At 46.0% G+C, this 14,067-nt stretch carries 12 protein-coding genes; all 12 read right to left on the bottom strand.

Annotated elements, in window-relative coordinates:
• Positions 1-280: 280 nt before the first annotated feature.
• The 12 genes from ACZ5DH_RS06120 to ACZ5DH_RS06175 all read right to left on the bottom strand — a co-directional run bounded on the left by ACZ5DH_RS06120 (position 281) and on the right by ACZ5DH_RS06175 (position 14,062).
• Positions 281-541: a PAAR domain-containing protein gene (locus ACZ5DH_RS06120; protein ID WP_464256202.1), complete on the bottom strand. Its 261-nt coding sequence runs from the start codon at positions 539-541 to the stop codon at positions 281-283.
• 18 nt (positions 542-559) lie between these two features.
• A complete protein-coding gene (locus tag ACZ5DH_RS06125) occupies positions 560-1,252 on the bottom strand; it encodes a hypothetical protein (RefSeq protein WP_464256203.1) in 693 nt (230 codons plus the stop codon).
• 25 nt (positions 1,253-1,277) lie between these two features.
• Entirely contained in the window at positions 1,278-2,123 is an 846-nt protein-coding gene (locus tag ACZ5DH_RS06130; protein ID WP_464256204.1) for a hypothetical protein, read from the bottom strand.
• A gap of 79 nt (positions 2,124-2,202) precedes the next feature.
• On the bottom strand, positions 2,203-3,618 hold the full coding sequence (locus ACZ5DH_RS06135) for a hypothetical protein (RefSeq protein ID WP_464256205.1): 1,416 nt from the start codon (positions 3,616-3,618) through the stop codon (positions 2,203-2,205).
• A gap of 202 nt (positions 3,619-3,820) precedes the next feature.
• Positions 3,821-4,666: a hypothetical protein gene (locus tag ACZ5DH_RS06140; protein ID WP_464256206.1), complete on the bottom strand. Its 846-nt coding sequence runs from the start codon at positions 4,664-4,666 to the stop codon at positions 3,821-3,823.
• Positions 4,667-4,819: 153 nt separating this feature from the next.
• Positions 4,820-6,238, bottom strand: coding sequence for a hypothetical protein (locus tag ACZ5DH_RS06145; protein WP_464256207.1), 1,419 nt, complete (start codon positions 6,236-6,238; stop codon positions 4,820-4,822).
• Positions 6,239-6,440: 202 nt separating this feature from the next.
• The gene (locus ACZ5DH_RS06150; RefSeq protein WP_464256208.1) at positions 6,441-7,286 is read right to left on the bottom strand and encodes a hypothetical protein; all 846 of its coding nucleotides are present in this window, start codon (positions 7,284-7,286) and stop codon (positions 6,441-6,443) included.
• A gap of 95 nt (positions 7,287-7,381) precedes the next feature.
• On the bottom strand, positions 7,382-8,788 hold the full coding sequence (locus ACZ5DH_RS06155; protein ID WP_464256209.1) for a hypothetical protein: 1,407 nt from the start codon (positions 8,786-8,788) through the stop codon (positions 7,382-7,384).
• 9 nt (positions 8,789-8,797) lie between these two features.
• The gene (locus ACZ5DH_RS06160) at positions 8,798-11,332 is read right to left on the bottom strand and encodes a type VI secretion system Vgr family protein (RefSeq protein WP_464256210.1); all 2,535 of its coding nucleotides are present in this window, start codon (positions 11,330-11,332) and stop codon (positions 8,798-8,800) included.
• 128 nt (positions 11,333-11,460) lie between these two features.
• The gene (locus ACZ5DH_RS06165) at positions 11,461-11,979 is read right to left on the bottom strand and encodes an Hcp family type VI secretion system effector (protein ID WP_464256211.1); all 519 of its coding nucleotides are present in this window, start codon (positions 11,977-11,979) and stop codon (positions 11,461-11,463) included.
• A gap of 310 nt (positions 11,980-12,289) precedes the next feature.
• The gene (locus ACZ5DH_RS06170) at positions 12,290-13,075 is read right to left on the bottom strand and encodes a hypothetical protein (protein WP_464256212.1); all 786 of its coding nucleotides are present in this window, start codon (positions 13,073-13,075) and stop codon (positions 12,290-12,292) included.
• Positions 13,076-13,093: 18 nt separating this feature from the next.
• Positions 13,094-14,062 carry a serine/threonine-protein kinase gene (locus tag ACZ5DH_RS06175; protein WP_464256213.1) on the bottom strand — a complete coding sequence of 323 codons (969 nt, stop codon included), beginning with the start codon at positions 14,060-14,062 and terminating at the stop codon, positions 13,094-13,096.
• Between the last annotated feature and the right edge of the window lie 5 nt (positions 14,063-14,067).

A 14,067-nucleotide genomic window follows, 5' to 3' on the forward strand; every position in this document is an offset into this window, starting at 1 on the left:
GAAAAAGCGAATCCACTTCTCTACATACAAAAAGGCATCCAGGCACGATCTTCTTTCGCGTTTGCGCTGCACTGATATCACACGGTTTCTGAAGTTGCCTCCGCCAACCGGAGTGCGCCCAGCGGCAATCAGTTGCCGGTTACTGCCTCTTCGCGCATGCCGTAGTCAGTACATCTGTGCTTGGAGAGCCCAGTATGGCAACAATGCTGGCCGGGGCTCAGGGGATTGCCGCCGAGCTCAAACATCGGGGGATTCTTTTTGTTGCATAAGGATGAAAGCCTCAAACTGATGTTATCAGCGATGCCCCACAAGCGGTTTTGTGCCCATGCAGAGCCACAGGGGCTCCATCAATGGAGCAATTCTCATCACCCTCAACTATCGGAAACGTCCCCTTGCACTTGGGGCAAACGGTCATGTCCCCCTTGCAGGCAACGGGAATACCCATATCTGTGGGCGTATGGGCGCATGAAATGACCTTGCCGCCGTGGTCGGTAGCATCCCCAAGCCGGATGACGCCTTTGCCGTTCTTTTTGAGTGACATATCAGCACTGCCTTGGGTTTACGGTATCCAGCGCACAAGACCTTTGGGAAAATCCGCAGGAAGGTCTTTTCCGTCTACGGATACGAGATACATAACGGGGTAACCACTCGCGAACAGGTCGATCTCTGCCCCGAGGAATGTCGCGCAAAAATCCACTTTGCCGGGGTTCTCGAAGGATTCTCCCCAAAAAACGCTGCAATCCCGTCCGCTTTTCTCGGTGAACAAGCCGTCTCTGAGCATGCTTTCCCCACGGTAGAGCCTGACAATATAATAGTTGCCATGCAGACGTCGCCACCACAATTGATTGGGCCATTCCGGCGAGCCGATCGTCTTGCTGGGTTCCACAAAAGGCTTCAGCATGATGTTATCGCCAAAACGGATTCCCTCTTCGTTATCACGCGGGGCATCTTGCGGATTTCCCGCTGGCAAGCCTGTCAAATCCTGCCCTGTGGGATTTTGGAGAAGCAACCTGCGAGGCCCGCGAAAACTTTCATCATACAGAGCTACCCTGACCCGGTTCCTCTCCTTCACGCTGACAACGTGATAATCGTTGCGGGTATCGGAAATTTTTGGATGGATATTGGGCAGAGTGAGATCTGGGTTCTGGGGTTCGTCACGAAATATGATATAAGGCATGGCAGCCTCTTCGGCGGCAAAGGTTGGCGGGGTGACACAGCAAAACAGACAAAGCAAAAAAAGGATTTTCAGCATGACGATAATTCCTTCATCTGAACTTTTATTGCGGTTTTCTGGTTGGAAAGACCTCTTCATATTGGATGGGACGCTTTATGCGAGGGCCAGGGCCAAAGAATTTTTCAGCCAGCGCCGGGTCTAATTCAAAGAACCCCCAACAATCCGACAGCAGGCGTTGATTGAAATGTTTTTCCACACATCGGTGAACGAAAATGTCAAATATTGCACGACACATATATGGATATAATAAAAAATAATACATAAATGATACCAGGCACATAGAAATCGCAAATCCTGATGGATAGTGAAATGCCCGCATCACAAGGAATTGAAAACCTGCAAAAAAAAGCAGCAAGCCGCTTATCACCATGTGAGCCTTTGGAGTGTGATTGCACTTCATGTATGCTTGCTGACAAAAAAATATTTTTCCATTTATTTCAGAATAAAAGGATGAAAAATTATTTTTCATCCTTTTATATGCATCTATAAGCATTATAAATGAATATATAATTACTACAAAAACAGCAATAAACATAACATCATTGCTTTCATTAGTTATAATATACAATCCATAAATAGGAGTAAAAAGAAATGACCATGATATAAATACATAAAAAATTAAGCTTTTTACTGCAAAGTCGAGATGAAAAAAGCTCAATGAATATTTTGTATACCCAATTTTTATGAATAAAAACGCGCCAATATACGATACTAAAATAGCAATAGTCCACGCATAAAAAATATCAATTGATATAATTGTATCCCATACAACAACCATAATTCCTAAGATCGCAAAAACTGGGACAATAAGAAATCGAAAAAATCTGTTCTTGAATGTATTTTTTAACATTTCCTCGCGATTTGCATATTTTTTATATTCAAGCTTCATTTATTTCTCGTATTTATATAATTTATAAAAACAGATTACATAAAATATACATATAAATACCGTATCGTTGTAAAACATATCAGTCCCAAGCATCAGGGTTGATACGACAAAAATCAGACTCCCAAGAATCTCTTAGTGATTTGTATGCACTGTAAATAAAATCCTCAACTTTTAACTTCCTAAGGATTATACCAATAACAATTCCAACAACAACGACCGCCCCTCCAACCATAAGTATCAATACAATAGGAGGAACAACAGAAGACACTAGGCCCATTACTGCTTCAATGAATGGAACCAGAAGTGCTCCCATGCCCATCCCAACAAGGGTTGTTGCCCATTTTGCCAAAAGCCGCTCCACTTCTTCGCCGCCGGCGCTGATCCATTCATAGGTATCAAGAGCCAAGCCAAAGATAACGATCTTTCCCGCAGTCGTTCTCGGATTAAAAATGTCTTTGCCGCCCTGAACTGATCTGCCTCTTAGTTGACTTAAACTTTGTTTACTTGCTGTCAGTGTGGCTACTTTTACATTTGCCAAGCCATACTTAACCCCATCAATAAAATGCCTTGTGCTGGGGAAACCTGAAAAAACAATAAACTTTTTTACAGCACCGCTTTTTAACGTCTGAGAAATAAATCTAAAATTTGTCCCGACTAAATCCCTGGCAAGCTGATACTTATTCTTGATTTCTCCAAAAGCGGCGACAAGCGCATCAATGACTGGCCTGGAATATAGATTTCCAAGAGAAAAGACTGCTCCTGTCTCCGCACCCTTACTAGCGAGCAAGCGATACAATTCTGTTGCCGGCAGCACCTCAACAACCAGCTCATACTCTGGTTCATCCGGACCGGCATGGCATGAACGCATTCCCTCTTCGCGTGTTGTAAACATGCCGGGAAATTTATTTGTCTCCCATTTTTCCAGCAATGATGATTTGTTTTTTTTCGCTGTTTCCACTGGTGCAGTTTGCGTTGGCGCGTGACTTGGCACACAGTCCGATGCAAATTTACTTTTTTGAAGCGCTTTCAAGCTTTCCAAATACTCGTGGGGAATATCGGCATTTTTGTTTGAAAGCCTGACTGTCTCGCCCAAGGGGCTTCCTTGCGGCCCGACCTTAACGATAATTGGAGCGGGACGCGCAATCAAAGAAGAATAATCGGCACCGTCATAAAGTTTGGGATTTATGTCCAAATAAGGCATCCAGCCGTTTTCCGTCTGCTGCTGCAGCTCAAGGCCGGTCTGATGGAATTTCGAAAGCCACAGGTGAACTTCCTGACCTGGAGCAAATACATATTCAGAGGTCTGTCTTTTCTTTTGCGGATCATAAAATGGCTTTTGAGGTGAAATCAGGCGCAACGGCCTCGGCTTTGGGAGCTCGATCTTCAGAATCAGGTCGCGATGCTCATGCAGCATCACTAAATTTTTTTGCGATCCTGTTCCGCTGACATCGTCTCCGGGAAGCTCCAGGTACAGTTTTCCAATTTCCTCAGACATGACCTGCCCCCTAACCTTTGCGCGTTTTCTGGGAAAGATTGAGGCTGGACAGGTTAATGTTTTCCAGCTTCATTTTTCCAGTTTCGTCTGTACGTTTCAGCAAGTGGAAGTCGTTCCCACTGGTTAAACTTATTTGTTCGTTTTGCAGAGGCCGTCCATGCTCACCAGTATGTAGTTCGTTAACATAAGGAAATCTGGACTGTTATTGCGAATTTCTGGTTGGAAAGACCTCTTCATATTGGATGGGGCGCTTGATGCGAGGGCCAGGGCCAAAGAATTTTTCAGCCAGCGCCGGGTCTAATTCAAAAAATCCCCAGTTGTCTGACAACAACCGCTGGCCAAATCTTTTTTCTACACAGCAGTGGATAAAAAGAGCGTGTACTGCGCGAACAAGGAATGGGTAAAGTAAAAAGGACAAAGAGAAGAAAACCCAACAGATGGTAATAGCGTAACCCGCTGGATAGTGGAATGAACGCATTGTCAATCCTTGAATCGACGTAAAAGCAAGCAAAGAAATGCATATAGTCATATGCACCTTCGGAGTCTGATTGCAATCTCTGTATACATAGTGATCAAAAAAAATTTTACCATTTATTTCATGATAAAAAGATGAAAAATTTTCTTTCATTTTATTAAATGTATATTTAGTTACAACGAATGTATATATCGTCGCTATAAATATTACAATTAGCATTGCATAATCATCTTTTTTTGATACGGTATATACTCCATATAAAGGTATGGCAAAGTATAATGAAGAAATTAATAGTGCTGAAATTAAATTTGTTTTTGCAAAGCATGTATGAACAAAATTTGAAGAATATCTAGAATACCCAACTCGTAATATAAATATTGATAATAAATACAATCCAAATATAATAAGAGACCACAGATAAAATGTACCAATTGAAATATCCGTATCATACACAATCACCCCAATACCTAGAAGGGCAATTATTGGTGCTGGTAAAAAGAGTAAAAAACGGTCAAGGAATATTTTTTCCAACATTTTGTCACGATTTCCATATTTTTTATATTCAAACTTCATGCTACGCTCGTTAATTTAGTAGAAACAACACTCATCTCGACTGCGAATTGCATATACCGATGATAACACATGATATTTTATACTTTTGCAATATACTTCTGTGATTTAACGTCTTAACTACGGGACTTTTTACAACCTTTTGAACATGCCACTTCAACTTACAATACAATCTATATATCCAAGATCTGACTTCCAAGAGTTTAGTAATGCTTTGCATATCTTGTAAAAAAAATCCTCAACTCCCAAACTACCTAAAACGACACCTAAAGTAACCCCGACAGTAATAACCGCAAATCCCACCGTAACGGTTATTGCAATGCCTGTACCACCAATAGCTATAAGCACTCCGCCTACAATTGCAGCCATGACTGGGGCCAGAAGCGCTCCTATGGCGATCCCAAACAGAGTTGTTGTCCACTTGGCAAAAAGCCGTTCCACTTCTTCACCGCCGGCGTTGATCCATTCTGCGGTATCAAGAGCCAACGCAAAAATTAATATTTTACCTGCAATCGTCCTCGGCCTAAAAGTATCTGCCATGCCCCTAATAGAACTTCTTCCTAATTGACTTAAACTTTGTTTACTTGCTGTTAGTGTAGCTACTTTTACATTTGCCACGCCATACTTAACACCATCAATAAAATGCCTTGCACCCGGATAACCAGAAAAAACAATAAATTTTTTTACATCACCATTTTTTAACGTATGAGAAACAAACTTAAAATTTATCCCATCTAACTCCCTGACGAGCTGATACCTGTTCTTTATTTCTCCCAAAGCGGCGACAAGCGCATCAACTACCTGCCTGGAATACATATTCTCCAAGGAAAAGATTGCTCCTACCTCCGCATCGTTATTTGATGTTAAGCGATACAGTTCTGTTGTTGGGAGAACTTCAACAACCAAACCACATTCAGGTTCCTCTGGCCCGGCATGGCATGAACCCATTCCCTCCTCGCGTGTTGTAAGCATGCCGGGGAATTTATTTATTTCCCATTTTTTTAACAGTTCTGATTTGTTATTTTCTGGCGTTTCTATTGATGCAGTTTGCGTTGGCGCATGGCTTGGCGCACAGTCCACTGCAAATTTACTTTTGTGGAATTCTTGCAAGTCATTTTGATATTCAGGTGGAATATTTGCACTTTTGCCAGAAAATTTGATTATCTCGCCTATGGGGTTCCCTTGCGGCCCGACCTTAAAGACAATTGGAGCAGGACGCGCAATCAAAGAAGAATAATCGGCACCGTCATAAAGTTTGGGGTTTATGTCCAAATAAGGCATCCAGCCGTTTTCCGTCTGCTGCTGCAGCTCAAGGCCGGTCTGATGGAATTTCGAAAGCCACAGGTGAATTTCCTGACCTGGAGCAAATACATATTCAGAGGTCTGTCTTTTCTTTTGCGGATCATAAAATGGCTTTTGAGGTGAAATCAGGCGCAACGGCCTCGGCTTTGGGAGCTCGATCTTCAGAATCAGGTCGCGATGCTCATGCAGCATCACTAAATTTTTTTGCGATCCTGTTCCGCTGACATCGTCTCCGGGAAGCTCCAGGTACAGTTTTCCAATTTCCTCAGACATGACCTGCCCCCTAACCTTTGCGCGTTTTCTGGGAAAGATTGAGGCTGGACAGGTCAATGTTTTCCAGCTTCATTTTTCCAGTTACGTCTGTACGTTCCAGCAAGTGGAAGTTGTTCCCACTGGTTAAACTTATTTGTTCGTTTTGCAGAGGCCGTCCGTGCTCACCAGTATGTAGTTCGTTAACATAAGGAAATCTGGACTTTTATTGCGAATTTCTGGCTGGAAAAACCTCTTCATATTGGATGGGACGCTTTATGCGAGGGCCAGGACCAAAGAATTTTTCAGCCAACACTGGGTCAAGCTCAAAAAAACCCCAACAATCTGACAGTAGGCGTTGATTAAAATGTTTTTCCACGCGGGCATGAACAAAGAGGATATATATACTGCGGAGTAAAAATGGATACACTATAAAAGAGAGGGTAAAACCAGACCAGTTCATGGATGGGGCATATCCAGTCGGATAATTCCAAGAGCGTAAAAGCATGGCATAACAAGCTGTAATGACAATCATGATGAAAAATATTGCCATATATGGCTTTGATATTTCATTACACTTTTTGTATACATGTTGATTAAAAAATATTTTTCCATTTAATTTGTAATAAAATGAAGAAAAATTTTTCACAATTAATTTATGTGTATGAATAAACAATAAGACATTAATCATTATCAAAATTGATATTGCAATTATCATTTCTAAATACCACTCATATGAAGATAGATATATACCATAAAATGGAACTACTACATATGGCCACCCCATGAGGCATGCTGAAATAGCATTACTGCGTGCGACATCAGTGTGTTTAAAATTCAGAGAATATTTTTTAATCCCATTTAATAATACCATCATTGATAAAATATATGTGAAAACTATTATACAAACCCACACGGAAAATATATTTTTATATATACTTGTGTCCATAGCTATAGTATCAATCCCAATTATAGGAAACACTGGAACAACAAGAAATCGGAAAAAACGATCTTTGCGTACTTCTTTTAACATTTCTTCACGGTTTAAAAATTTTTTGTATTCATGTTCCATCTATATCCCCTATAAATATATTGCAATGAATAGGTAAATATCAAATATTATAAGTATGCACACACTCAATGCTAAATATATGAAACAGGCTAATACTAAATTATGCTCTCTAAATCTGATGCCCAATTCTTTTTCAACTTTTTGTATAAGCTATAGAAGAAATCTTCCACACCAGTATCGTCTAAATATATTCCAACTTTAACACCTAGATATACAATCATGGCTCCGACAACAAGTATTATTGCCGTAATGGGTGCTCCAAGTCCGATCAACACTCCTCCGAGAGCAGATGCAATAAATGGAGCCAAAGCCGCTCCTATGGCGATCCCAAACAGAGTTGTTGTCCACTTGGCAAAAAGCCGTTCCACTTCTTCACAACCATTGCTGATCCACTCTGCGGTATCAAGAGCCAACGCAAAAATTAATATTTTGCCTGCAATTGTCCTCGGCCTAAAAGCATCTGCAATACCACTAATAGAGCTCCTTCCTAGTTGACTTAAACTTTGTTTACTTGCTGTTAGTGTAGCTACTTTTACATTTGCCACGCCATACTTAACACCATCAATAAAATGCCTTGTGCCCGGATAACCAGAAAAAACAATAAACTTTTTTACATCACCGTTTTTTAATGTCTGGGAAATAAACCTAAAATTTGTTCCGCTCAAATCCCTGGCAAGCTGGTATCTGCCCTTTATTTCTCCCAATGCGGCGACAAGCGCATCAACTATTGGCCTGGAATACATATTCTCCAAGGAAAAGATTGCTCCTACCTCCGCATCGCTATTTGATGTTAAGCGATACAGTTCTGTTGTTGGGAGAACTTCAACAACCAAACCACATTCAGGTTCCTCTGGCCCGGCATGGCATGAACGCATTCCCTCCCCGCGTGTTGTAAGCATGCCGGGGAATTTATTTATTTCCCATTTTTTTAACAGTTCTGATTTGTTATTTTCTGGCGTTTCTATTGATGCAGTTTGCGTTGGCGCATGGCTTGGCGCACAGTCCACTGCAAATTTACTTTTGTGGAATTCTTGCAAGTCATTTTGATATTCAGATGGAATATTTGCACTTTTGCCAGAAAATTTGATTACCTCGCCTATGGGGTTCCCTTGCGGCCCGACCTTAAAGACAATTGGAGCGGGACGCGCAATCAAAGAAGAATAATCGGCACCGTCATAAAGTTTGGGGTTTATGTCCAAATAAGGCATCCAGCCGTTTTCCGTCTGCTGCTGCAGCTCAAGGCCGGTCTGATGGAATTTCGAAAGCCACAGGTGAACTTCCTGACCTGGAGCAAATACATATTCAGAGGTCTGTCTTTTCTTTTGCGGATCATAAAATGGCTTTTGAGGTGAAATCAGGCGCAACGGCCTCGGCTTTGGGAGCTCGATCTTCAGAATCAGGTCGCGATGCTCATGCAGCATCACTAAATTTTTTTGCGATCCTGTTCCGCTGACATCGTCTCCGGGAAGCTCCAGGTACAGTTTTCCAATTTCCTCAGACATGACCTGCCCCTAACCTTTGCGCGTTTTCTGGGAAAGATTGAGGCTGGACAGGTCAATGTTTTCCAGCTTCATTTTTCCAGTTACGTCTGTACGTTCCAGCAAATGAAAATCGCTTCCACTGGTTAAACTTATTTGTTCATTTTGCAGAGGCCGGCCGTACATGTCTGTAAAGACGAACTCCACGTCTTTTGTATAGTTTGCAATAGGCATATCGAACATAGGAACATTATGTGTTTTAGGGCCTTCCATCGCATGTTGCGAGGCATGTGCTACCCAATTACCTGACGAGCCTTGTTCAATGCCGTTCTTGCTAATGCGGATATAGCTTCCACCGGCTGTCAGTATTATTTCCTTGGCTGCGGCTATTTCGACCTTGTCTTTGACACTGGCAATACGGACGCTCTTATCTGCGACTATCTCAATCTGGTCACTTTGCGCCTGAATTTGCACCTTTCCCATGGCTGCATAAATTTTGATGCCGGCTTTGTGAGCAAACAGGCAAATCTTTTCCAGAAAGCTGCCGAGCAAACTTTTCCCGGCGGCCAAAGAAATATTTTTCTCTGCTGTGATAGCGGCGTGCGCCCCTGTATGCATGTGGTGCGATTCCACTGCGGTAGAGGCAATACCGGCGGATGACGAGACCACTATATGAGGCTTGTTTAACTCACTGTGCGGCTTGCCGTTCCCTGCAATGCTGTTTTTTTGTGCATCGAGATCTTCATGTACTGGAGCAACATCATTGTCATGAACATGTGCGTTATGTTTGTTTGCCAGTTCTCCGAGATCCTTGTGGAATTTAACGGCAGTAGAAAGGCCGGTCACACCCTCATCAAAATCTTTTTGATGGTTCGTTGCGCTTGCTCTAGGATGTGTGGTTGAATACAGTCCCTTTGCAGCCCGCACGACTCCCCATCCGTCGGTACGCAGCTCAAACCCTTCGCCGCGAAAATCTTTGCGCCCTTCAATGTGATTGATGCGGGTAATATAACCAAGGTTAAGCTGGGAAAGGTCGTGATCGCTTGAAAGTTGGGCCTGTATTTCTTGCTTGGTATCATCCAGCACAAGCTGGTTGCGTCTTGCGGCCTTGAATTCCCGGCTCTGAATTCCCGACAGCGTTTTTTGTCCGGGCAGATTCCAGGGGGGCATTTTAAGGGCATTATACACCCGGCCCGTGATGACGGGGCGATCAGGATCACCCTCCATATATTCCACCATCACTTCCTGGCCGATGCGCGGTACCTGAATAAAGCCAAAGTTGTTTCCTGCCCATGTGTCGGCTACGCGAACCCAGCACGTTGTTTTTTCATCATAGGCACCCTTGCGGTCCCAATGAAACTGCACTTTCACCCGTCCGTATTCGTCCGTGTACACTTCCTCACCGCCAGGGCCGGTAACAATGGCTGATTGCAGACCTTCGATGCGGACCTTGGGGTGCTCTATCGCCGGTATGAACCGGGTCATTTCCGGAATGGCCGTGACAACAGACTGGTAACGCAGGCCGCGCTCCGCCGGGGCTTCGTGCTCCAGCACACCGGGCTGTTCACCCTCATGGCGCACAGCAGTGACCCACCAGTTGGCGTTCACATCACTGCGGGGATGGTCGTAAATGCTGAACGTGTAGCTGGGCAGATACCGTGAGACGTCGGAAACACACTCAATCCAGCAACGAAACGTGAGCTGGCGCAGAATCTGTAATTCCGCGTAATTCATGCCGGGCGTGTGCAACGTATAGAGGTGCGGGAACTGATACTGCTCCAGCATCATGCCGGGTGGTCTCGGCGCAGCCCGTTCGTCCAGCTCATACCTGTTTGTCTGCAAATTGAGCCGGGGACGCTCAAAATTCCATTCACGATAGGTGGAGGCGTTGCTGTTGACCCGATGATGCAGATTCAGACGGTTGATAACCGCCGTGTCTTCCGAATGCCCAGAGCCGGGATGAAAGCGCAGGGTAGATTCACCGGGGATAGCCGGCCCCCCCTCGCGGTCGCAAAAGCAGAGGCAGTGTGAGCTTTCAGTATGCTCGAAATAGAAATAAATACCCTCTTCTTCGCATAGCCTGGTGATGAAATGCAAGTCTGTCTCACCGTACTGCACACAGTATTCGCGAGCAGCATACTGCGCAGAAAGCTTAAAGGAAAAATCCTCTGCTGCAAAACCCTGCTCCTGCAGTATTTGCTGAATAATTTCCGTCACGGAAAGATTTTGAAAAATACGATGGTCGCGTATTTGCCCCAGAAACCATAACCGGGGAGCCAGCGCGGCGCGATAATGGGTAAATGCGTTGGCGGTGTGCAGTTGTTCCATCTCATGGATGAGCCCGTGCACCAGACGCCTGCCGCCACTCTTGTCTGTGATGGACAGGCAGGCTTGCGTGCCCAGCAGGGCAGTCACATCCACGTTAGAAGACCGGCTGACCAGCTCTATGGAAAACTCAAAAGGCTTGCAGACTTGCTCCATGCCGGTAAAGGCATACACGCCAAAGCCTCCAGTTGGGGCAGCATCCGCAGCAAACGTAAACCAGGCGGTATTGGCGTCAAACCACATGTGAACCTCCAGAAAATGCGCAACCAAAAAGTCATCAGAGCAAATGCCTGGCACTCAGTTTTATTTGAAGCACTGACATATCTGGCCTGGAGGAGGCCTGATGGCCTCCTCCAGAAATCACCCGTCAGCTAAGCGCTTTGAGGTCTGCGCCAGTCGTCGGATTCGGATGTGCTGGCCACTTCATGCGTCTTGGTCAGTTTGCGGTAGGTGAATTCCACGTCTTCAAGATGGGTGAAATGCGCCATGCCGGGGTCCTGGCAATTGGGCATGTAGGCTGTAATGTTGGTGATAATGGCGTCTTCAAGAGTCATAGTGAAATAGTGTTCCATGGCTCCTTGAGCGGATGTGCGGTAGAACTTCAGCTCCACCCTGGGCAGGCGCTCGCCGTGGGTCAGGGCGCTGTAAAGCAGGGGGGAGCACTTGTCCATCACCTTGGTGACTTTCAAGGGCTGGTGTACACGCTGGCCGGTCGGCTGGCCGGACTGCGGGTCGCGGGGCAGCAGAATCTTGTGTTCAAAGGCTTCAATCAGGCATTCGTCCTCATGCCCTTGCTGATAGATATTCCCTACCGAAGGCTCCGTGAAGTTACCGGCAGTGATATTTCCCTGACGCTCGCCAATGACTGTCATGTACGCTGGTGTGGGCATGCTTGCCTCCTGTTGATAGTGGTTGGTGGGAGCAGTTCCGCGTGGTCATCTGGCCATGGGCAACTTTTATGCCAAAAATATTTTATATTTAATTTATACTGTTACATTTTTACATTAGTAAAAAGTGACGCCACAGCGTCACCTACAAAGGGCCATTTTTTGAGTTTCTCCATAACAGGCTATTTTAATTTCGTTTTAGGTGTCTCCAAAAGTGACACCCCTCAATCAACAACTACTGCCAATATTGAAGCAACACCCTAATTATACGCCTCTTTTAGGTGTCTCCAAAAGCGACACTTCGCATAACGGCTCAGAATAAATCGAGATGCCGTATGCCTTTTTCCATTTCTTGCGCCCGGTTTTCATCCTGATAGCCAGTAATAAAGACAATCCTGGGACAGCCTTCAACGCGCATATAACAGGCCATATCGCTCGTCATGCTATTCTTGGCAGCGCAGGCTGAAAACCGCAGGTCGCCCCACTCTCCCTTAATGCCGGACTGTGGATGGTGCAGTACACTCTTCTGCGGCAGGTTACCGCGAAGCCCTATACCAAATGCAGTCACCTCCGCATCTACGACACCTGCCATAAAGCCATCCCACGTTTCGTTTTCCAATGGGCCAATCTCCAACCACTGCCCAATGAACGGGTCCACATGAGCGCGGATATGAAACGGCCTTGGCAACATGCACATGGGTTTCAAGCGTGCGGCTGCCAGCCTGGGTGCAAAAGAAGCATTGCCGTGAAAAACCCTGACGTGATCCAGCAAATCAGGAAAAGCAGGTTCTTCGCCGCTTCCCAGCAGCACAAAGGCAGTCACTGGCGGGGTGGGGCGCGACATGCCCAAGGTCAGCATACTGACCTGACTGAGCAGTTCTTCGGTGATGTCCGCAGGACGTCCCGCGAACACCCACGCCTGTAATGAGGCGTCGTTCAGAATGGGCATAAGCTGCATCCAGCCGCGCTGTTGCGCCGCCACTTCTTCCCAACGGATGGTCGCCGTGGCGAACCCCGCAGCGCGCAACAGCACTTCTTCAGGAGCACCAACGCCGGGCTGATTTCCGAGAATACAAAGCATGGCTTTGGGAAGAGCCATAAACACCTCCTGATATGCTCAACAGGACAAACAACGTTTCAGGACTGCCCACAAACCTTCGACTGGAGAAAAGGCCTGCAACAACTCTTCTGCAGAAGGACGGCCGCACGGCTCAAAGCCCAGGCCACGCCGCACAATGCGCCATTGGCGAGAAGGCATTGCCGCCGGCTTTTCGGGCAGCATGCCCGTTTCTACTGCTTCAAGGGCGGAGCGCTGAAAGGGATGCCGCCCGCCCGCCGCTTCACAGACGGTGCAGCATGCGGCAAAAATGTCATCGGCGAGGGAGGGGCTGCCGCCTCGCAAGCGCTCCGGGCTGGCGTAGCGCAAACTGTAAGAAGGCAGATGCAGGTGCTCGCGTAAGCCAGTAGTCACAGGAGAACAGGCTGCACCTGCCAGCGCCGTGGCCTTGGCCACATTGAAATCCACAAGAACCGTGCGCCCTTCCGAGGCCATGAATACATTGGAAGGCTTGATATCGCCGTGTACGATTCCAAGGGCGTGCAGAAAGGACAGCACATTAAAAAGCTCCCGCCCAAACGGTAAAACAGCGCTGCCAAACCCGGCTGGCGAATCGTGCAGTTTTGCCAGCATGGTCTGGCCTGCCAGCAGTTCCATGCTGCAACAAAGACCGAAAGGCTCCCTGTGCAGATCAAAGACCCTCACCACGCCGGGGTGCGCCAGATGGCGCAAGACACAAAATTCCTGCGCCAATGCCAGGTTGGCTTGAACATTGTCTGCAAACTCAGACCGCAGCCGTTTTATGGCCACTCTGGGATTGGCATCGCCCATTTCCACGCGCCGCAAATCCAGCGCCGCATGGACCTCGCAAACGCCTCCCGCACCGAGCAGGCGTTCAAGCAAAAATCTTTCCTCGCCCGTTTCCGGCGGCTTCTTTAATCCACGCGGCATGCGTTTGCACGGCAGAGTCTTGATCCCATCGGCTTGGGCAGAGGCCTGGCGTTGCTGTTTGTTTTTCTTTTTTGCCATATGCA

This window comes from Desulfovibrio simplex (assembly GCF_055387835.1).